Annotated in this window: 19 protein-coding genes, 1 tRNA gene and 1 pseudogene; 10 read left to right on the plus strand and 11 right to left on the minus strand. The window is 64.7% G+C overall.

Annotated elements, in window-relative coordinates:
* Positions 1-6 precede the first annotated feature (6 nt).
* On the plus strand, positions 7-729 hold the full coding sequence (locus R2K23_RS20530; RefSeq protein WP_316517441.1) for a mycothiol-dependent nitroreductase Rv2466c family protein: 723 nt from the start codon (positions 7-9) through the stop codon (positions 727-729).
* 5 nt (positions 730-734) lie between these two features.
* Here the strand turns inward: R2K23_RS20530 and dcd are convergent, their stop codons facing one another.
* Complete coding sequence (gene dcd, locus R2K23_RS20535) at positions 735-1313, minus strand: dCTP deaminase (protein WP_316512177.1); 579 nt, start codon at positions 1311-1313, stop codon at positions 735-737.
* 47 nt (positions 1314-1360) lie between these two features.
* Between dcd and R2K23_RS20540 the strand changes: the two genes are divergently transcribed.
* Positions 1361-1434: transfer RNA gene (locus R2K23_RS20540), tRNA-Gly, on the plus strand.
* A gap of 221 nt (positions 1435-1655) precedes the next feature.
* On the opposite strand, the gene R2K23_RS20545 is transcribed toward R2K23_RS20540, so the two are convergent.
* The 4 genes from R2K23_RS20545 to R2K23_RS20560 form a co-directional block, all read right to left on the minus strand.
* The gene (locus R2K23_RS20545) at positions 1656-2321 is read right to left on the minus strand and encodes a VldE C-terminal domain-containing protein (protein WP_316512178.1); all 666 of its coding nucleotides are present in this window, start codon (positions 2319-2321) and stop codon (positions 1656-1658) included.
* A 421-nt stretch (positions 2322-2742) separates the two neighbouring features.
* A complete protein-coding gene (locus R2K23_RS20550) occupies positions 2743-3135 on the minus strand; it encodes a hypothetical protein (protein WP_316517443.1) in 393 nt (130 codons plus the stop codon).
* A gap of 81 nt (positions 3136-3216) precedes the next feature.
* Positions 3217-5043 carry an Hsp70 family protein gene (locus R2K23_RS20555; protein WP_316512179.1) on the minus strand — a complete coding sequence of 609 codons (1827 nt, stop codon included), beginning with the start codon at positions 5041-5043 and terminating at the stop codon, positions 3217-3219.
* Positions 5044-5206: 163 nt separating this feature from the next.
* Positions 5207-6439, minus strand: coding sequence for a hypothetical protein (locus R2K23_RS20560; protein ID WP_316512181.1), 1233 nt, complete (start codon positions 6437-6439; stop codon positions 5207-5209).
* A gap of 38 nt (positions 6440-6477) precedes the next feature.
* Here R2K23_RS20560 and R2K23_RS20565 point away from each other — a divergent pair, with 38 nt between their 5' ends.
* Together R2K23_RS20565 and R2K23_RS20570 are read left to right on the plus strand one after the other, a co-directional pair.
* The gene (locus R2K23_RS20565) at positions 6478-7077 is read left to right on the plus strand and encodes a TetR/AcrR family transcriptional regulator (protein ID WP_316512182.1); all 600 of its coding nucleotides are present in this window, start codon (positions 6478-6480) and stop codon (positions 7075-7077) included.
* A gap of 35 nt (positions 7078-7112) precedes the next feature.
* Positions 7113-7568, plus strand: coding sequence for a nuclear transport factor 2 family protein (locus R2K23_RS20570; protein WP_316512183.1), 456 nt, complete (start codon positions 7113-7115; stop codon positions 7566-7568).
* Between the two features lie 207 nt (positions 7569-7775).
* Here the strand turns inward: R2K23_RS20570 and R2K23_RS20575 are convergent, their stop codons facing one another.
* From R2K23_RS20575 to R2K23_RS20590, 4 genes are read right to left on the minus strand one after another with little or no spacing between them, the layout of a single operon-like run.
* On the minus strand, positions 7776-8045 hold the full coding sequence (locus R2K23_RS20575) for a hypothetical protein (protein WP_316512185.1): 270 nt from the start codon (positions 8043-8045) through the stop codon (positions 7776-7778).
* 2 nt (positions 8046-8047) lie between these two features.
* Complete coding sequence (locus tag R2K23_RS20580; protein ID WP_316512187.1) at positions 8048-10594, minus strand: WXG100-like domain-containing protein; 2547 nt, start codon at positions 10592-10594, stop codon at positions 8048-8050.
* Between the two features lie 39 nt (positions 10595-10633).
* The gene (locus R2K23_RS20585; RefSeq protein WP_316512189.1) at positions 10634-10924 is read right to left on the minus strand and encodes a WXG100 family type VII secretion target; all 291 of its coding nucleotides are present in this window, start codon (positions 10922-10924) and stop codon (positions 10634-10636) included.
* Entirely contained in the window at positions 10917-11231 is a 315-nt protein-coding gene (locus tag R2K23_RS20590) for a WXG100 family type VII secretion target (protein ID WP_316512191.1), read from the minus strand. The genes R2K23_RS20585 and R2K23_RS20590 overlap by 8 nt, the downstream gene beginning before the upstream one ends.
* A 298-nt stretch (positions 11232-11529) precedes the next feature.
* Here R2K23_RS20590 and R2K23_RS24890 point away from each other — a divergent pair.
* A pseudogene (locus R2K23_RS24890) lies at positions 11530-11611 on the plus strand (hypothetical protein); the annotation flags it as partial.
* A 137-nt stretch (positions 11612-11748) separates the two neighbouring features.
* Here R2K23_RS24890 and R2K23_RS20600 read toward each other — a convergent pair.
* Positions 11749-12342 carry a hypothetical protein gene (locus tag R2K23_RS20600; RefSeq protein WP_316512195.1) on the minus strand — a complete coding sequence of 198 codons (594 nt, stop codon included), beginning with the start codon at positions 12340-12342 and terminating at the stop codon, positions 11749-11751.
* 185 nt (positions 12343-12527) lie between these two features.
* Between R2K23_RS20600 and R2K23_RS20605 the strand changes: the two genes are divergently transcribed.
* A protein-coding gene (locus tag R2K23_RS20605; RefSeq protein WP_316512199.1) for an IS3 family transposase occupies positions 12528-13690 on the plus strand; the annotation gives its coding sequence in 2 pieces (ribosomal slippage) (positions 12528-12812 and positions 12815-13690; 1161 coding nt in all).
* Positions 13691-14537: 847 nt separating this feature from the next.
* On the opposite strand, the gene R2K23_RS20610 is transcribed toward R2K23_RS20605, so the two are convergent.
* Positions 14538-15776, minus strand: coding sequence for an IS256 family transposase (locus R2K23_RS20610; RefSeq protein WP_260760044.1), 1239 nt, complete (start codon positions 15774-15776; stop codon positions 14538-14540).
* A gap of 419 nt (positions 15777-16195) precedes the next feature.
* Here R2K23_RS20610 and R2K23_RS20615 point away from each other — a divergent pair, with 419 nt between their 5' ends.
* The 4 genes from R2K23_RS20615 to R2K23_RS20630 all read left to right on the plus strand — a co-directional run bounded on the left by R2K23_RS20615 (position 16196) and on the right by R2K23_RS20630 (position 19520).
* On the plus strand, positions 16196-16561 hold the full coding sequence (locus tag R2K23_RS20615; RefSeq protein WP_316512204.1) for a WXG100 family type VII secretion target: 366 nt from the start codon (positions 16196-16198) through the stop codon (positions 16559-16561).
* A gap of 6 nt (positions 16562-16567) precedes the next feature.
* Entirely contained in the window at positions 16568-18361 is a 1794-nt protein-coding gene (locus R2K23_RS20620; RefSeq protein ID WP_316512206.1) for a hypothetical protein, read from the plus strand.
* A gap of 5 nt (positions 18362-18366) precedes the next feature.
* Positions 18367-18822 carry a hypothetical protein gene (locus R2K23_RS20625; protein ID WP_316512208.1) on the plus strand — a complete coding sequence of 152 codons (456 nt, stop codon included), beginning with the start codon at positions 18367-18369 and terminating at the stop codon, positions 18820-18822.
* A 521-nt stretch (positions 18823-19343) separates the two neighbouring features.
* Entirely contained in the window at positions 19344-19520 is a 177-nt protein-coding gene (locus R2K23_RS20630; protein WP_316512209.1) for a hypothetical protein, read from the plus strand.
* Positions 19521-19617: the final 97 nt, after the last annotated feature.

The following is a 19617-nucleotide window of genomic DNA, read 5'->3' on the forward strand; positions in this document are numbered from 1 at the left end:
GCCCCGGTGGATGCGGTCGACTTTCACTTCGATCCGATGTGCCCGTTCGCCTACCAGACCTCGCTGTGGATTCGCGACGTCCGCGCGCAGACCGGCCTGACGGTGAACTGGCGCTTCTTCAGCCTCGAGGAGGTCAACCGAGTCGAGGGCAAGAAGCATCCGTGGGAACGCGACTGGTCCTATGGGTGGTCGCTGATGCGCATCGGTGCCGCGCTGCGGCGCGTCGACCCGACGCTGCTCGACGAGTGGTACCGCGCCATCGGTCACGAGCTGCACGACCTGGGCGGTAAACCGCACGACCCGACGGTGGCGCGCTCCCTGCTTGCCCGGATCGGCGCGGATGCCGCGGTGTTGGACGCGGCGCTGGCCGACCCGTCGACCCACGACGAGGTCCGCGCGGACCACCAGCGGGTGCTCGACGCCGGCGGGTATGGGGTGCCCACGCTGTTCCTCGGCGAGCAGTGTCTGTTCGGTCCGGTGCTGATCGACCCGCCCAAGGGCGCGGCGGCGCTGACGCTGTGGACCGTGGTGACCGGGATGGCGGCGCTGCCCCACGTCTACGAACTGCAGCGGCCCAAGACCGCCGCCGACGCCGAGCTGATCGGCCGCAGCCTGCGGCCCTACCTCGACGGCCGGGACTGGGTGAGCATGAATCGGGGCGAGGTGGTCGACGTCGAGGCGCTCACGGCCGCGGGGAGCCCGCCGGACCCGAACCGGCACGGGGTGTAAACGGGCTACTTGTCGACGCGCTTGCGGAAGTTCTCGTAGGCCTTCGACGGGGTGGGCCCGCGCTGACCCTGATACTTCGAGCCCACCTTCGCGCTGCCGTACGGGTGTTCGGCCGGGCTGGTGAGCCGCAGCAGGCACAGCTGACCGATTTTCATCCCCGGCCACAGGGTGATCGGCAGGTTCGCCACGTTGGACAGCTCCAGGGTGATGTGCCCGGAGAAGCCCGGATCGATGAACCCGGCCGTGGAGTGCGTCAGCAGACCCAGCCGCCCCAGCGACGACTTGCCCTCCAGCCGGCCCGCGAGGTCGTCGGGCAGCGAGCAGACCTCGAGCGTCGAGCCCAGCACGAATTCGCCCGGGTGTAGGACGAACGGTTCCCCCTTGGCGGGTTCCACCAGGCTGGTCAGCTCGTCCTGCCGCTGCGCGGGATCAATGTGGGTGTAGCGGGTGTTGTTGAAGACCCGGAACAGGGTGTCGAGGCGGACGTCGACGCTGGACGGCTGGACCAGGGAATCGTCGTACGGCTCGATGGCCAGACGTCCGGCGGCCAATTCGGCCCTGATGTCGCGATCGGAGAGCAGCACCCGACGAGGGTATCCGCTGGTGATGCTAACCTCTCTAGCCACACACCGCCGATGTAGTTCAATGGCAGAACATCAGCTTCCCAAGCTGAGAATGCGGGTTCGATTCCCGTCATCGGCTCCACTTTGACCAGCGCATTCGCTGATCAATCCGTTCGGTACCCGACCTCAGTTGTCACAAGCCGGTTGGAAGTGCCACCAGCGGTCAACGATTTCGACACAAGACGGCCGACAGCTCCGACGACAAGTCGGACAAGAAGTCGAGCGGAAGCGGTTCCGACGGCTGACCTCTCGGCTCACACATGCCGGCCGCCCCTCGATCTCAAGAGGGCCGTCGTTGTGGTGTCAGCGGAGGTAGACCTCTGACCCGGTCGGGTAACCGCCGCCCTTGGTGGTGAGGTGTACGTGGTCGTAGTGGCCGTAGCCGCCGGCGCGGGCCCCGCCCGGGGTGAAGTAGACGCCGCGCCAGATGGCGTCCTGCAAGTCGAATCGCTCGGCATTCTTGAGCGCGAAGGCGACAATCTCGTTGCCCAGCGCAATGCCCTCCGGACTGGAGTAGTTCGGAATCATCACGTCGATCGCCAGCCCGTTGGGATGCCAGCGCAGCGCATCCGGGCGCACCCCGCCGATGTTGCTGATCTCCGGGAAGGCAGCGCTGATGGCGCGGGCCGCCAGGATGGTCTTCACCTGCAGACCGCTTTCCATGGCCACGCCGACCGGTAGCGCGGTGCGCGCGGCCCTGTCGGCCGCACGCCAGTGCGAGGCGGCCAGCGTCTGCAGCGGCTCCCCTTCGGGGGTGCTCGCGGACTTGTGCAGGGTCGCGGGGCCAAAGACGCCGGCGGCAACGATCTCCATGCAGCACGTCTCGGTCTCGACCGCCGGTTGGACGTCTTGTGCCAGGGGGGCGGCGCCGCTGCCGGCGGCCAGAAATGCCGCGGCAGGTGCGATCATCGCCGCCAGTGCCAGAGGCGATCTCCGCCGCCGCTTGCGCGCCATAACATGCCGACCCACAGCAAGCACCATAACGGCTTGATAACGGCTGTCCAGCTACCAATCAAGATCAGCCCTTCGGACGCTCTTAGCTTTCCGCGCCGAAAAGCGGGTATCCCTTAACGTCCGTTGCGGGCGGGGTCACCGGCGTGTCTGGTCGCGGCCCTCGACTGCGACACCGCACGCGCAGGCGTTCTACCTGCATGTTTAGCGAACTGACTCGACGCGCGTCGAACATTGTCGCGCCGCTGGCCGGCAGCGCCGCCACCGTGGCCTCCGGGTGTCGGCGGGGCCACTGGGCAGTCGGCTATCAGTACGAGAAATCTCACAATTGGCTTAGCAAACTGCGGGCCGAAATTCCGGGATTTCCGCTCCGTCGCACGAGCGGGTCGACGGCACGCGTTAGGCCACGCGCGCGTGGCGGCGCGACCGTCCCGGTCGACTAGACCGCGGAACCGTCGTCGGCGTCGTCGTCGACTTCATCGAGCGCGGTCACGGCGATGCCGTAGGGCAAAAACCGCACCTTGCGCTTGGGGTCGGTGTTGTACTTGTTGGCCCGCAGCGCGTCGAGTTCGGTCGCGTAGACCTGCTCCACGGTGGCGGCGCCGGTGTCGTCGACGATGAAGATCGCCCAGACCCCTTCGCCGATGTCGCCGGTGGTCTCCGGTTCGGGCTTGGACTTGCGACCGAACTCGTCGAACAGCACGCTCCAGCCGGCGCGCTCACCGGTCGACTCGAACATCTTGCCGAACGCGTCGCGCAGACCCTCGCCCGCTTCCCGGACCATCCGGTCGAAATCTTCCGGGTCGAAGCCAAACGGCCCGTAGTTGCTCATCGCGGCCTCCATGACGGCGTCATCCGCACCCACTGCGGTCTCCCCAGTGTGCGTGAATTCCGCGGACCGCGCCACGAGCCGTTACGGCTGCGGCTGCGGTTGGCCCGGCACCGGGATCGGGATCGGCGGCAACCCCGGGATGTTGAGGTGCGTCGTGGTCATCGGCGGCGGCGCGGTCGTGGTCGTTGTCCGCGTCGTCGTGGTCGGGACGGTGGTGGTCGTCGTCGGCGGTGTGGTGGTCGTGGTCGGCGGTGTCGTCGTCGTGGTTGTGGTGGTGGTCGTCGTGGTCGTTGTCGTGGTCGTCGGCGGCGGCGTGGTGGTCGTCGTGGTGACCGGCGGCGGCGGCGGTGGTGGTGGCGGGGCCACCGGTGCCGGCGGCGGCTCCTGCGTGACGGTGACGACGGGAGGCGGCGGGGGCGGCGGTGGCGGTTCCGGCGGTGGGGGCGGCGGTTCCACGGTGTCGGACACCACCGGGACCGTGATGCTGCTGGGTGGGCTCTCGGTGCTCGTCGACTGGGTGGTCAGGGTGTAGGCCACGCCGCCGAACGCGACCAGCGCCACCGCGGCCGCGCCGCCGATGGCGAACTGCGGCAGCCGGTACCAGGGCCGGGGCGGGGCCTCGATCTCGCCGGTCGAGGGGGTGTACTCGATCTGTGGGCGGGCCCCGGTCTCCATGGCGTACGGATTGGGGCCGGTGTAGGGCATCGGGTCCGCGCCGGTGTACGGCACCGGTTCGGCGACGGCGTCGTCGTCCTGCGACCACGCCAACGCGCGGAAGGTGGATGACTGCGGCGAATCGCCGGCGGCGCCCGCCACGCCGGCGCCCAGAATGCCCGCGGTCGCGGCGTCGCCGATCGCGGTGCCGATCCCGGTGGGCGCGTCGGCATCCGGGCGCGCCGCGGTCAGCGCCGCACCGACGGCGGCATCCAGGTCGGGGCGCGGAGTGGTGACCACCTGGGCGCGGCTCAGCTCCGAAAGCCGCTGCGTCACAAACGGAATGCTCGCGCCGCCGCCCACGGTGGCCACGGCCGTCACGTTCGACCACACCAGCCGATGCCGGTCGAGCAGCTCCTCGAGCGCGCTCAGCACACCGCTGACCGGCTCGGCGATCACGCTCTCCAATTCCGTTCTCGTGAGCCGGATCTCCGATCCGAAACCGGGCAGATCCACGGTCAGGGGTGTCGCGGTCTCGGCCGACAGGCGCTCCTTGGCGCGCCGACACTCCTCGCGCAGGCGGACCAGCGAACCCACCGCTGCCGTCGCCGACGGATCGGCCTGACCGTGCTGGGAGATGCCGGCCAGCACCGTGGTCAGCAAAGCCTGATCGATCTGGTCGCCGGAGAAGTCCGGGTACCGCACGGTCTCACCGATGGTCTGGAAGCCGTTCTCGGCGTCGGCCAGGGTGATGCTGGTGCCGCTGGCACCGAAATCCAACAAGGCGACGATACCGGCGCCGGTCAGGCCGGGGTTGGTTTGCAACGCCGTCAATGCCGTGGTCGAGTCGGCCACCAGGCGCGGCGCGACGCCGTTCGGGGACAGCACCGGGTTGGCCCGCAGCGCGGCGCCGAACGCGCGCACCGTGCCCGACGGCCAATACGCCGGCACGGCGATGACGAGGTCGCCGGCGGGGGCGCCCACCGCCGCGGCAAGTGCCTGGATCAGCAACTGATCCGCGTGGTGGCTCGAACCGTCGGGGGCCACCATCGGGACCGGGTCTCCGACGCGTTCGACGAAGCCCATCAGCACCTGACCCGGTTCGGTCAGATTCGGATTCTCCGACGGCAGGCCCACTTCCGGGGGGCGATGCGGGTATAGCGTCAGCACGGCGCGACGCGTCAGTGGTGGTGCTCCCACCCGCGCCACGACCAGGTTGGTCGTCCCGATTGACAACCCTGAGGGGTCCGTCACTACCTCTACCTTGCGTCGTACAGGGGCTGCGGCCAGTGCTCCACCCTAGACCCCGGGACCGCCCCGCCGGTCCAGCGACTCGGTCACGAAGCTATGACGACGACATCCGGGTGGTCCATGTCAGCGGCAGTGTGACCATGGTGGCAAACCCGGCCGGGGCGGGTCAGACCACGGTGAGCGGGAGCGACTTGCGCTCCTCGAAGACGAACGTGGCGCCGCCGCTGAACTTGGCGACTTCCACTTCCGGGGCCACCTTGTGCGCGGTCTCGCCGACGGTGAACTCGAGGGTCCAGTCGGTGTCGGTGCCGGTGACGTGAACGCCGATGTGCGGGTCGACGGCGGTGGCGATGGCCTGCAGCGCCCGGGTCTCCCCCGGTGTGCACAGCGAGATCCAGGTTCCGTCGTCGTGGGCGACACTGCGGTGCACGTGCATGCGGCCGCCCTCGAACTCGGCGTCGACGTAGCCGTTGGGGTTGACCAGCGGATGCAGTTCGAGCACCCGCAACGCCCCGTCGATATCGCTGGACAGCTTGAGCGCCTTGTGGATTCGCTCGGCGGCCAGGCCGGCCAGGCCGATGAGCTGCTTGGTGCAGATGTCGCGGGCCTGCGCCTCGTCGGTGGCACGGGACTTCACCGCCAGCACATAGGACAGGTTGAGCAGCTGCATCTGGAGGCAGACCTCGTCGGCCAGGCGGACCAACGCCGACTTGGAGTATGCGGTGAAGTCGAAGTCGCTGACCAGCGGTCCGGAGTAGTCGGACTGGCCTTCGTCGGCCGGGTCGATGGGCGCCAATTCCCAAATGGCGGCGTGGGTTTTCTCGATGATCGCCAGCGGCGGCAGGCCCGCGACCTCGGGATGCGATTCGTCGATGATCACCGTCCAGGCGCAGTGCGGGTGGCGGTCGGCGGGGGTGCGTGGCGGACGGTGGATGGGCCGGATCTGGGTCCGGGGGTTGGTGGCGACCGCGGTGGCGTCGAACGTCGGGTCCTCGATGTCGTGGCACATGCCGCGCACGTACTCGTCGCCCATCGGTTCGACGTCGAGCAGCGCGCCGCAGTGGTCGAGGTAAAACTCGCCGTGCCAGCGGTCGTGGATCACGTAGCGGAAGTCCATGAACTGCGGCGGGGCGCCGATGTCGAGCTGCATGCCCTTGAAGATGGTGGGCACGTCGTCGCCCTCGAATTTCAGCGCGCGCTGCATGCGTTTGGTGTAGATCGGGCTGGCGCCGGCCCACTCCTCGATGGCGATCTGCAGCATCTCCTCGCGGCCGAAATTACTGATGCACCATGCCATTCCGGATCGGTCGATCATCTGGCCGATCAGCAGGAGCTCAGGCAGCAGGGTCGCGAGCTCGGCGCGCGACAAAGACTCGAAGCGACTGGGGGCTGTAGTCACACTTCCAACATAGAGTCGTTAATGTTATAAAGTCAACAATGACATCGGTAGCCCCCACCCGCCGCACCACCGCGCCCCGCAAGCGCGGCGACGAGACGCGGGCGAAGATCATCGACGAGACGGTGCGGTGCATCGTCGAGGAGGGCTTTCCCGCCGCCACCGCCAAGCACGTCGCCGAGCGCGCCGGCGTCACCTGGGGCGTCATCCAGTACCACTTCGGGGACCGCAACGGGTTGCTGAAGGCCGTGGTCGACGACGGGGTGGCCCGCCTGGTCGAGAGCCTGTCGACCGCGGAGGTCGGCGGCCTGTCGCTGCAACAGCGGATCGAGACCGTCGTCGACATCGCCTGGCAGTGCTACAGCAGCCCGACCTCGTTGGCCGCCTTCGAGATACTGCAGGCCACCCGCGGCAGCCTGGGTGGCGCGTCTCGGCGGCACCTGCTCGACATGAACGACGCCGTCGGCGCGCTGGGCCGGCTGATTTCGGAGGATCCCGCGGATCGTCAAGTGGCCGAGGTGATCTGGGCTGCGCTGCGGGGCATGGTGCTGGCCGACATGATCGTCGGGCAACCGGTGGACTGGCAGCAAGAGCGAGCCACCTTGATCAAGATGGCCACGCTCTACTTGCAGCGTTCATAGCAGCGCGAAAGGGCAGGTGTGTTGCAATGTTGGACATGAGCGATCTCGAGGACATCAAGCAGGTCAAGTACCGGTACCTGCGCGCCCTGGATACCAAGAAGTGGGATGAGTTCGCGGCCACCCTGACCGAGGACATCGCCGGCGACTACGGCTCATCCTTGGGTGAGGAGCACCGGTTCACCGACCGCGACGCGCTGGTGGAGTTCATGCGGAACTCCCTGCCCGCCAACGTGATCAGCGAGCACCGCGTCACCCATCCCGAGATCACCATCGACGGTGACGAAGCCACCGGCACCTGGTACCTGCAGGACCGGGTGATTGTCGCCGACTTCGATTTCATGCTGATCGGCGCGGCGTTCTACCACGACCGCTACCGCCGGACCGCTGATGGCTGGAAGATCTGCGCCACCGGGTACGAGCGCACCTACGAGGCGACGATGTCGCTGAAGGGGTTGGATTTCAAGCTGACGCCGGGTAGTGCGTTGGGGTGAGTTGCCGACCGTCGGAGGCCCACTTGAGAACGAAAGTTACGCATCGTTGACCAGATAACGGGCCGCACCCGGGAATCCTCCATTCCCGGATGCTCGAACTCCATCACTCCAGGGGCCTTGCCCGCCCAATACGCCCGTCCAAAGGTCCCAACTCACCACTGTCACTTCAAGGAGGGCACCAATCGGACTCGGCACATAACTCGAGCACTAGACTGGGGTCCCCCGGTTGGTCCCGGGTTCATAAATTAGTAGGTCATCATTTTCTCGGCGGCGACACCGTTCAACGAAATTCAGCGCAACTTCTTCATCGGCAAGGAAAGATTCGTATTGCTCGCGCGTCAGGACATAATGTTCGTCGTAGTCGACGACACCGTTACTAACCGGGATGGCGAGGTAGAACCCATTGACCTTCCGGTCTATGCCGAGCGAATAACGATGTTCAGGCGAGAAGTGCACTTCGTCAAATCGCTTTTTCAAGGCTACTCCCCTGGTTCAATTGGCGTAACAAGGTACTGTTCAGGCGGCACTGCAGCGCAGTCAATAACTGCTTCCGGCAAGCCATCTGGAAGGTAACCGCCAGGAATCCACTGGTCGTTGGCTCCAGCCTCATTTCCTGATGGCATCCGCAGATTATACCGACCGGGATCCGGTATATCGATTCGGACAATCGCATTCTCGTCAAGAAATCCGACCGGCAAACCAAGTGCTTTCTCCATAGCTCGCGGATCCCCACTCGCCGTTCGCACCAGGTGGTCAGCGTCTGCTCCAGTCATGACAAAGGATGTGCCATCTCGCTGCCCGATTCCGTACCGACTTAAATTATCCTCCGGCATGAACCGGGCCGCACCCTCCTCGAACTTCGAAAGATGCTCACGGATGTACTCTGGCGACAGATATTCTGTTGGATCAGGACGACTACCCTTCTCTGTCGAAATTATTTCTTCCCGCTTATCATCCGTCAGGCCTGAAGGATCAGACCGCGCCTCCGACGAGTCCCGGGTGTCGTTGCCCGGCACAGGTTCGTCCCCGGCGGAGGGGGTGGCAGTCTCTGCTCGTGGCTCGCTGCTCGCGGCGTCTGGGGCGTCAGGGTTTTGGCCCTGTGGCCCACTCCCGCTGTCCGGAAGCGCTGCTACCCGAGCCTGAAGCGCGCTGTCCGAAGGATTCGGATAGTTCCGCGTGTGGCTTGACGCAAGCTCGCTTGGCTTTGGCTGCGACGAACCACCCACGTCGGGCGTGGCTGGCCCCATTAGAAGACCCTGTGACGCTTCCGCCTGTGATAGCTCAATCGTTCTAGCCGAACTGGTTTCGGTTTGTGGCCGGCCAGCTACCTCCGGTTCCTGCACTCCCGGCGCCTCCCCGCGAGCCACTGGCGCGGGTACCTGAGTCCGAGCGCTCTCGCCCCCCTCCGGTGACACATCGATACGCGGCGCCGGGGCCCCCTGTGGCGTTGGATGCACCGGCGACACTGCGGCGCCACCCTCCGGCACCCGAGGCGCTGGCGGCTCCAGAAGATGCGGCCCCGATATCGGCCTACCAGGTACTGATTTCAGCTCTACCGGGGCCCCACCGAGGTCGTCGAGACGGTCCGAGACACTCTCTGCGGACCGTCGAACATCTCCCAATCCGGCTGTGCTCGCCGATATTTCGGGAAAACCGTCTACCGGATTATCCGCATTGCGCCCCGCACTTCCAGCTTGTGTCATGTCGTCAGCGACCCTCGCCACACTCCCTGCCTTGGTGGCGGCTCCGCCCGGAATTACCGCAGTCGCGGCATCGAAGCCCAACGCCCCGATGCCCAAGAAGGGGCGATCGGAGGTGAAGATGTCGTCGGCATGCACCAACCCTTTGACCGTTTCCAAGCTGCCCGCAGGGTCCATCACGATCTTCGGGAGTGCAGTGCCTGGGTTGAACAACAGGGCGGCCTCGGCCATCGCGTTCAGCGACTCGAAGGCACCCTTCGGGTCGCCCGGGTCGAAGGCCAGCAGGCCTTCCACCACACCAACTGGACCCATCATCGACAGACCCAGTTGAAGATCAGTCCGTGCGTCCACCAAGTTGGCGATGTGATTGCCGGCGGTGGACCCAAGATGTTCGACGAGTTCTTTGCGAGCAGATACCTGCAGTGCACGGCTGGTGGATCTAATGCCCTCCTTCAGGCGTGCGACGAGTTCCTTTCGGGCATCGGCCTGACGTTTGTGGTTACTGACTACGACTTTGATGTCAGCGGCGACCTCTCGGATCTTGTCCTCGGCATCGCCTGTCACCAGTTCGAAAATGGTTCCGAGGATGCCCTTGTCGACCACGGAACCGACGACCGTCTTGAGCGTGTCGAGGAGTCTACGAACCGCGTCCTGCGTCGCTTCTACATCGTCGGCGAACCCGTCGAGTTCATCTGCCAGGGCTTTGCTGTGCCCGGCCAACGTCGAGAGTGCCGAGCCGATGTCGGCGACAGCCGCGCGCATCGCCTCCCGCTCCGGAATCCGTTGCGCGCCAATGGTTTCTACTGGACCAGAAATGTTTCGACCAACTGCTGACAACGGCTCGGCCAGCTGCCGCCAGGACCCCGCAGCGGCACGCAGTTCGCTGGGTTTGCCGTTGGGCCATATGTTCCCCACGAAGGCTTGAACCAAATACCAGAGCACCGGCGGCGACGTACCCGGCCCGTTGACATCTGGGTCACCTCCGGGAGTCGGATACTCTGACGGCGCTCTCGGAGTTGGTAGCGGCGAAGCCCGGCGCCCAATGTCGGCCGCCACCTCGGCCATTGAGTAGTTGGTGGCTGTCACCTGCACCCGGTAGCCGGTCGCGCGCAGCGCATTGACCCCGGCCGCGACTGCCGCCACTATCTCCGAACCTGACTCCTGGTAGGCGTACCCAAACGCCGCCCCCGCAGGATCCTGACCGGTGTCTGCGTTGTAGGCGGCGGTCAGGGTTGCCAGCGCCGCCACCAAACCGTCGCTGTTCGCGGCCACCGACGCCCCGGCACCAGACAGCGACGCGGGATCCACCACCAGCGGTTCAGTCACGTCGGCCGGTCCCGGTGCGGGTACGGGCCAGCCGGGATCTCAAGCCCAGATCTTCCTGTTCGACTCGATGGCGGTCGAGTACGCTTCGTGCGCATGGCCGGCGGCCTGCTGCAACTGTTCCAAGGCCTGGCTCATCATTTCCGCGCCGGCCCGCCATTGTTGGTGCACGTTGGTGTGAACGCGACTGGCCGCGCCGTCCCAGTTCAGATGCAGGTTGCTGACCACTGTGTCGACCTCGTCGAGCATTGATTCGACTACCCGCTGGTAGTCGGCCATCTGCTCAACGACGGTGATCATCCGGTCCAGGTCGACCCCGTATGGTTCAGCCATCGTGCACACTCTTGAGCGCTAGCACTGACGCGTCCTCGTTGGCGTCGAAAGCAGATCCGACGTTGTCGAGCCACTCAGCGATCCTCGCCAATGCCGACTGCACCTCGGTAGCTCCTTTGTGCCACTGGTTCCAGGCCGGCCGGTAGGAACCACTGGCCACCCCGGTCCAGGCACCCAGCATTTCGAGCACCTCAGCATCGAGCTTTTTCAACCCCTCCTGCAGGTGCTGCGCTCCCGCGGCCAACGACTCCGCTGCCGCCCGCAACGCCTCCGTATCGACCGCGATGACTTCGTCGGGATTCGTCATCGGGAACGCCAGCGTTTTGCCGAGACATCGGTACGTCGTTGCACCGCGCAAAGGTAACCAGCAGGGCAGGTATCCACAATTCACCCCAAGTCGAAGATCAGCGCATCGAGCTAGACGTAAGAGGGCGCCCGCGGTCGCTGCACTTTGTCTGCCGTCTCAATCACCGTCCACGCATGGTGCTTCAGGACCGTTGTCCCGCCGACCTATTCGCCGCACTGCTAGCCTCCAACGGTCCGGCTGTGTTGCGACGTTGACCAGAACCCACCCCGTCGTCAACGTGCGGAATATGTGACTCGACATGGCATTGACCATCGCCGATGTCGAGCGATGGAACGCCGGCGATGTGCGCGAGGTGTTCCACGCCGCCAGCAGCCGCGCGCAAGCTGCCCAGGACGCCGCCGACGAGGCTGCAGGGGTTCGACTTCAAGCTGACGCCGGGTAGTGCTTGGGGGTAGTTGGGCTACGCAGTTCGCCATCAGGATCAGATTCGCCGGGGCGCTGATCGTGCGCTGTTCGGCTAGATCCGCTCGATCTTGCTTTCCGGGTACCCGGTTTGCTCGACGAAATGAGTAATCGCTGCCGCCGGATCGTGGGCGTCCGTATGCAGCGCAACGGCGTCCCTGCCGGCGAACGAACCGATTAGCGCGACTGTTTCCCCGGTGCTCAACTTGAGTACCAGCACCGCCTTCCCCGGGTACCCCTTGCCCGCTGGGCGGAACGACTTTTTCAGAAACCTGCCGACACGACCGACGGGGTCGTTCAAGCGGGCCGCGGGAGGTGTCGACGCAAGCCCTTCCCAAGTGTCCCGGGTTAGGACGCGAAATGGCGGCTCCGGCCAGGGCCGCAAGGCATCGAGCTCGACAACTACCCCCCGCAGGAATCGTTCGATGTCGTCGGCGTCGAGGTGCCGCAGTTGCCGAGCCTCGTCCAGTTCCTGTCCGGATGCCAGCGCCTGCATGATCGCGTCGTAGTACACCTGAGGCCCCATGGGCAACGTCCGATAACTCACGGCATCCTCGGCGTGTGAGCGGGCTATGTCGTCGGTGACGTCGCCTGTGTACATGAGGCCGTACAGCAGCTGATGCACAGGACCGCGCCAATTTGTCGTCATCCGCTAGCTCCCCTGGGACCCTGTAATCGATGAGATCAAGATCCAGATTGACCGAAACTGGCCAGGTAGGTCGACACGCGAAAGATCATGAAGCCGCCGGTACGCCGCTAATGACGGGTCTGCTGCACGAGTAGGTGACATCTGAGTCGGCTTGCCCTGGGTGGGCAGGCTGGGAGGATGTCCCCATGGCAAGGCCCTATCCCCGTGAGTTCCGCGACGACGTCGTGCGCGTGGCCCGCAATCGCGATGACGGGGTGACGATCGAGCAGATCGCCACCGATTTCGGGGTGCACCCGATGACGCTGCAGAAATGGCTCCGTCAGGCCGACATTGACGAGGGCGCCAAGCCCGGCAAGACCACCGGCGAGTCCGGTGAGCTGCGTGAGGCCCGGCGGCGGATCAAGCTGCTCGAGCAGGAAAACGAGGTCCTGCGCCGTGCCGCGGCGTATCTGTCGCAGGCCAACCTGCCGGGAAAAGGATCTACCCGCTCGTGAAAGAGCTCGCCGCCGACGGGATCCCCGTCGCGGTGACGTGCCGGGTCCTCAAGCTCGCTCGCCAACCGTATTACCGCTGGCTGGCCTCCCCTGTCACCGACGCCGAACGCGTCGAGGCCTACCGCGTCAACGCCCTTTTCGACGCGCACCGCGATGATCCGGAGTTCGGATATCGCTACCTGGTCGAGGAGGCCCGCGACGCTGGCGAGCCGATGGCCGAGCGCACCGCCTGGCGCATCTGCTCCCAGAACCAACTGTGGAGCGTGTTCGGCAAAAACCGCGGCAAGAACGGCAAGCCCGGCCCACCGGTCCACGACGATCTCGTCGAACGCGACTTCACCGCCGACGCGCCGAATCAGTTGTGGCTCAGCGATATCACCGAGCACCGTACCGGTGAGGGCAAGCTTTACCTGTGCGCCATCAAAGATGTGTACTCCAACAGGATCGTCGGCTACTCCATTGACTCCCGAATGAAGTCCCGACTGGCCACCCGTGCACTGCACAGCGCGGTGGCCCGACGCGGAGATGTCGCGGGATGCATCCTACATTCGGATCGAGGATCTCAGTTTCGCTCAAGGCGATTCGTGCACGCACTGCACCATCACGAGATGGTCGGCTCGATGGGCCGTGTCGGCGCGGCCGGCGACAACGCTGCCATGGAGAGCTTCTTTTCCCTGCTGCAGAAGAACGTGCTCGACCGCCGCCGCTGGGACACCCGCGAGCAACTCCGAATCGCGATCGTCACCTGGATCGAACGCACCTACCACCGACGCCGCCGACAAGCCGGCCTCGGCCGGTTGACCCCGGTGGAATTCGAAGCCATCATGACCACACCGGCCAGTCAGGCCGCGTGACCGAAACTGTCACCTACTCGTGCAGCAGACCCGACTGCACCATCAACCAACTCTCGACAAGCGAACTGGCGGGACTTGCCCACTCGGACTGCTCCGCACCCATGCGGTCCGAACCGGTGACGGAATACCAACCGTTCTTGTCCAACCCTGAAGAGTCTGGTCTCGCCGCCGTCTGACCACACCAGCGCAACCGTCTCTAGTGTCCGCAGTGATGACGTGCACCCCCAATCGCGTCGCCCAGTGCCGCAGCTTGGGGCTGAGTACTCGATCAGAGACCACGGCGAGCATCCTCATCTATGGATCCGGACTGTACGACTCTGATGTGCAACCGCACCATCGTCGCGAATCTAGTTCGCATCGCGTGGGATGGCGGCAGCCAGAAGAAGCGACGCGAGGGTTTGACGTCTCGAAGAACCGCACCGCCCCCCCCTGGAATGAGCCCCTAACATCCGAGGATGACACATTCACGCCGCCTACGCCTTCTGAAGTCATGATGACCAGTCCGACTGACCTCGGATTCGCACCGATATCCGCCGCCTGCGCCGGAGTCTTGGCGGCAGGGCTAGGCGCGGTCTCCGATCGCGGGTGGGACCTCTTGTGGCCCTTGGTCATAGGGTGCGCAGTCCTCGGAATCGGACTCATCGTCTACTGGTGGCGCCGGAAGATTTCACCGCCATGGTGGGCGGCGGCGGTTGCCACGAGCCTGGCACTGGTGAGTGTGCTCGCAGTGGTCCTCGGTCTCGCTGCGGGAGACGCGCTATGAGTGCGCGTCGATAGTGCCCCTTGGGGTGGTGGACTTCGGATCGGCGTGGGTACACGCGTTGTGATCAACGAGTCGTGATGAATGCTAGGCGATTTGGCGTTGTTCGGTGATGGGTTCCGTGGCGGTTTGTTTGGCGGCGATGACTTTGCGCAGCTCAGCCATGGAGATGTCCGACAGGTAGCGCCGGGTGACCTGCCATTCGTCGTGCGCCTCGATGACCACGGCGGTGGCCAACCGCAGGAACGCGGCGGGGTTCGGGAAGATCTCGACGACATCAGCGCGACGTTTGATCTCTTTGTTGAGCCGCTCGATGGGGTTGTTCGACCAGATCTTTTGCCAGTGTCCACGTGGGAACGCCGTGAATGCCAGCACGTCGGGTTTGGCCTCATCCATCATCGCGGCCACTTTCGGGAAGCTGCCCGACAGCGTGTCGGCGACCTGATCCCATTGCGCAGCGACCTCAGCGGGGTCGGTGTGGGCGAAGATCGTCTTGACCGCCGCGGTCACCGCCGGGGCGTGTTTGGCGGCCACCGCCCCATGCAGGTTGCGCATGAAATGGACCCGGCAACGCTGCCAGGACGAGCCGGTGAACTGCTGAGCTACGGCGGCTTTCAAGCCGGCGTGGGCATCGGAGATCACCAGGTGCACCCCGGTCAGGCCGCGAGCCTTGAGCGAGGCCAGGAACTCGCGCCAGAACTCAAACGACTCGCTGTCACCGACAGCGGTGCCCAGCACCTCGCGGGTGCCGTCGATGGAGACCCCGGTGGCCACCACGAGGGCGTGGGAGACCACGTGTGCCCCGACGCGGACCTTGCAGAACGTCGCGTCACAGAACACATACGGAAACTGGGTGTGGGTCAGGCTGCGGGTGCGAAACGCCTCGATCTCCTTGTCCAGGCCGGTGCAGATGCGTGAGACCTCCGATTTGGAGACCCCCGATCCGACACCGAGCGCAGCGACGAGGTCATCGACATTGCGGGTCGACACGCCATGGACGTAGGCCTCCATGATCACCGCATGCAGCGCGCGGTCGATCCGACGGCGCCGCTCGAGCAGCGACGGGAAGAAGGAACCGGCCCGCAGTTTGGGGATCTGGACTTCGATGTCCCCGGAAGTGGTCGATACCGTCTTGGCCCGGTGCCCGTTGCGATGCGTACGGCGATCGTCGCTGCGTTGGTAGCGTCCGGCGCCGATCGTCGCAGTGGCCTCGGCCTCGATCAACGCCTGCAGCCCGGCGCGGATCAGCTCGGCGAACACCGCCCCGGCATCAGCGGACTTGAGCGCATCGAGCTGGGCCAACAAGGCAGAATGGTCCTGGGTCATCGCGTGGTGGTTCCTTTGCTTGAGTCACTTTGGTCGGTAACTCAATGACCACTACGCGATGCCCCACCCCAAAGCCCTCAACGACACACCGAACAGAGTCCGGCCTGGTCAGCCTCAGGCCCGAAACCCCACCACCCCAGGGGACTTACCCTGCGCGTCACCGTGACTGGGCATTACAAGCAGCAGGACTCGTGGCCGGGATCGGACCGGCAATCATGTTCGCGTATGGACTTGTCGTCGGGCTCGCGCTCTTCGTGTTGGTGACTGGAGCCGGCATGCTCTGGGTGCGGACGCGGTCGTTCTTCTACGGGGCGATGTGTTCCTTGCTAGCGCTGCCTGGTCTTGTCGTTGCCGCGCTGTTGACGGGCTGATCAGGTGGGTGAATAACGCACCCAAGAGTTTGCTGTTAGAAACTCCCCATGCACGAGGGGGACGAGGTCCGCGCGGATATCGGAGACTTGACGCAGTCTGCCCTGCAAGTAGCCAGGTGCGGCGAGGACATGGCGGCGGCGCACACCGCGGCCGACGTCCGCGTGGAATCGGCGTTGGCCGGCTGGCAAGGCCTCTCTGCCGCCGCACTAACGGTGCGTTCGGAGACGTGGCTGGCGAATACCACTGCGCTGCTCACCGAGTTGGGCACCCACGTCGAGACGCTGCACCGCTGCGCCCAGACATTCTGCGACATGGAGCGTGACCACGCCGCCGCGATCGAGGCCGTCCATCCGAGTGGACGGACCGTCAGGACGCCCGCGCCGACGGGCGGCGTCGATCCGCGGAATATGTGACTCGACGTGACATTGACCATCGCCGATGTCGAGCGATGGAACGCCGGCGATGTGCGCGAGGTGTTCCACGCCGCCAGCAGCCGCGCGCAAGCTGCCCAGGACGCCGCCGACGGCATCGCGACCCTGCCCGCTTTTACTACGTGGGGAGGCAAGGCCGCTGACGCCGCGAGGGAAGCGATCGCCGCCACCGGTGAACAACTGAAGGCCCACAGCGCCGAAGTGAAGTCCGTCGCCAACACCGCGCGGACCGCCGCCGACGAGATTGAACGAATCCAGTCGGAACTGGCCACGCTCAAGTCCGACGCCGCCGCGCTGGACATGGAGATCGACCCCACAACAAACCAGGTGGTGGAGGGTCCCGGGTTCAAAGGCACCACGATGGAGTCGTTACTCAAGCGGCAGCAGTTGCAGCCGCGCGTCGACAAGCTGCTCGCCGAAGCCAACTTCATCGACTTCGCGCTGGCCGGCGCGATCAACCGCGCGGACGGCTCCACCGCCAGCACCGAAACACCAAGACCGCAACCCCCGGGTCCGGCAAAGGCAGTGGTCGACGCCGTTCAGCAGCCATCGACGGTGGGCCAGGAAGGCAACCCCGCAACCTGGCAGGACTTGCTGCTGCCCGGTGGCGGCGCGGTACCGGGCACCGACGCGCGAGATCTCGCACCCACCCTGCAGGACCAGCTGACCCCACCCGACGCCAGAGTCCCCGGGACAGCCGCGAACCTCGATGGATTTCTCTTTCCGCCCGGCACGCCGCTGCCTGGTCCACCACCCAGCCTGATGGACCGCTTCAATGCGACCCGCAAGGCCGCCGGCCTGCCGCCGCTGGATCCCAGGGCGGACCCGGAGTTCATAGCGCAGGCGCGCGATCTCCTTGCCCAGCAGGGCATTCCCGCAGACCAAATCGACCAGCGGCTCGAGTCCCTGATCGACATGATGGAACGGCCGGTCGCGGACGTGGTCCCCCCGGAAAGACAACGACAGCCGGCCCCAGGTTTCGGCGACGGGTTCCGCGAGAGTTGGTTCGCCAACGAAGATTTCGTCAAAGGCCTCATCGGCCAAGCCGGGCCCGGAGCGCCTGGAGTCTGGGAGTCCTGGAAGAACCTCGGCCTGGGAATCGGTGGAACGATCGCCGACCCGATCGGCGCCATCCAAGACGAAATCGAGCGCGCAAAGAACGCCCCCAGCCTCACCCACTACCTCGGCAGGTGGGCCGCAGACATCAGCCAATCCGCCGCCGCCGGTCCATTTCTGGGTCCGGAAGCACTCGCCGGGAGGGTGGCGGTGCGTTCGCTGGACTTCGAGTACGACACCACGGCCGGCTTGTCGCAGGAACTCAACCACGCATACTCCCGGGGGTTGCCGTCTGAGGACCTCGTGGACCACGTGTCCTACATGTCCACCCACTACGTCGACGGACCTGGCCTTCTCCCCGAGAACGTCGATCGCGTCGTCCTCGGAAAGTGGGAGGGACAGGATGGGGGCTACATCGGTGAGGCTCGAAAAAATGGCGGAATCTACTACGACACCGGCTCAGAAGCCTGGGACAATCTGACAGCGGGTCTGAGCAAAGAGCACGCTACGCAGCTCGGATGGGAGGCCAACGAGCGGTTCCTGCGCACTCAGATGGAGAACGGGGTGTCGCGCATCGTATACGTCCTAGGTGAAAGCTATACGTCGCTTGAGGATGTTCTGATTAGGCGAAAGAATTCATTTTCAGCAATGGAAATCGATTTTCTGACCGAGAACGCAGCGAAGTACGGGTATCGACGTGTTGGAAACGGCTGGATAAAGGATTAGCGACAATGCGGAATGATGAATTTGTTATTCAAGCACAAGAAATTCTCGGTCCCACGTTGTCCGGTCGCGGATTTACACTCGAAGAAATCGACGATGCTGTGGATGAGGGCGGCCGTTACGGAGCGGCGCTCTATTATCTTAGCTCCGATTGCAAATTACAAATCTACTGGTCCGCCCGGGAGTGGGAAGTCAACGTGATGGTTGCCCCGCTAGGTAGCCCAAACCAGCACGGACTATATGACCGGTCCCGACGATGGCACTACCTACCCGAATTTTCTCCCAGGCCGAACCTTTCGCTCGAAGAGTTGGTCAAAAAGCGGCGAGAGGAGGGGGTCAAGTTTCTAGACGACATCGGCCAGCTGCGCCAACTCGTCGGGCACATCGACCGCTATTTCGAAAAAGCTCACACTGAGATCTTGAAACAGTACGGACAGGAACCCCTGGACTTTGGTGAACAGTAGCGTGACGGCATGCTTACCCGGATGCTAGCCAGCGTCACTCCACGCGCCCCGGAGACGAGAACGATCCGACCTACTTCAACACCTGTTAGCAAATCATTGCGCAGGTTCGCCACCCGGCGGTTAGTACCAACTCCGCCATTCCCCCTGCCAGCAAAGACAACACGGCCTGTGCACTTGTCGACTCTGGACACTGAGGAATGCCGATGGACGTAAATGGATCTCGACTCGCAGCCAGTTGGCACTACTGGTCAGTCGCGGCTGGGCTGACGAACCCCATAGTCACCCAGGACTCCAACCCTCGCACCTTCCACTTCCGGGCCGACCAATACGCATTCCATCTGCGTGCCTATGACAGCTGGTGGATAGTTGACACGGAGGATGATCGGAACCAGTTCCACGCGGACACTGCGAAGTTCGCAACTTGCGAGCTCGCGGAGAAATATTTGGTATGGCAATGGTCGTCTACAGCCCGCATCGCGCAACGTCAGCCACCACTCGGACCGAATTTTTATACTCAGGGCATGGCGACCGATGTTACGGCGGGTCCGATATCGGAAGGGATCTACACGCTTTCTACTCCAGAGGGCAAAGCGGTGCTAATGGAGCCAACGGCAACAATATTCAGCCACCTGATGCGGTGGAGTCTGGACGAAATTGAGAAGTTCGCGAAGACAGGCTTCGTTGACCGCGCTCACTGAAATTCCCCACTGACGCTCATTGAAATTCCCCACCCGTGTGGCTCCGCCGAGAAGGGCGGGCCTCCCTCGATGCTGCTGGTGTCTGACGCCAGTAGCT

It is taken from the genome of Mycolicibacterium sp. MU0050 (assembly GCF_963378085.1).
GTDB classification, from domain to species: Bacteria; Actinomycetota; Actinomycetes; order Mycobacteriales; family Mycobacteriaceae; genus Mycobacterium; species Mycobacterium wendilense.

Coding starts and splice junctions, on each gene's coding strand:
- R2K23_RS20550 (WP_316517443.1), bottom strand. CDS start 3,135: ATGAGCAACTACGGGCCGTTTGGCTTCGACCCGGAAGATTTCGACCGG.
- R2K23_RS20565 (WP_316512182.1), top strand. CDS start 6,478: ATGACATCGGTAGCCCCCACCCGCCGCACCACCGCGCCCCGCAAGCGC.
- R2K23_RS20570 (WP_316512183.1), top strand. CDS start 7,113: ATGAGCGATCTCGAGGACATCAAGCAGGTCAAGTACCGGTACCTGCGC.
- R2K23_RS20585 (WP_316512189.1), bottom strand. CDS start 10,924: ATGGCTGAACCATACGGGGTCGACCTGGACCGGATGATCACCGTCGTT.
- R2K23_RS20590 (WP_316512191.1), bottom strand. CDS start 11,231: ATGACGAATCCCGACGAAGTCATCGCGGTCGATACGGAGGCGTTGCGG.
- R2K23_RS20600 (WP_316512195.1), bottom strand. CDS start 12,342: ATGACGACAAATTGGCGCGGTCCTGTGCATCAGCTGCTGTACGGCCTC.
- R2K23_RS20610 (WP_260760044.1), bottom strand. CDS start 15,776: ATGACCCAGGACCATTCTGCCTTGTTGGCCCAGCTCGATGCGCTCAAG.
- R2K23_RS20615 (WP_316512204.1), top strand. CDS start 16,196: ATGCACGAGGGGGACGAGGTCCGCGCGGATATCGGAGACTTGACGCAG.
- R2K23_RS20625 (WP_316512208.1), top strand. CDS start 18,367: ATGCGGAATGATGAATTTGTTATTCAAGCACAAGAAATTCTCGGTCCC.
- R2K23_RS20630 (WP_316512209.1), top strand. CDS start 19,344: ATGGCGACCGATGTTACGGCGGGTCCGATATCGGAAGGGATCTACACG.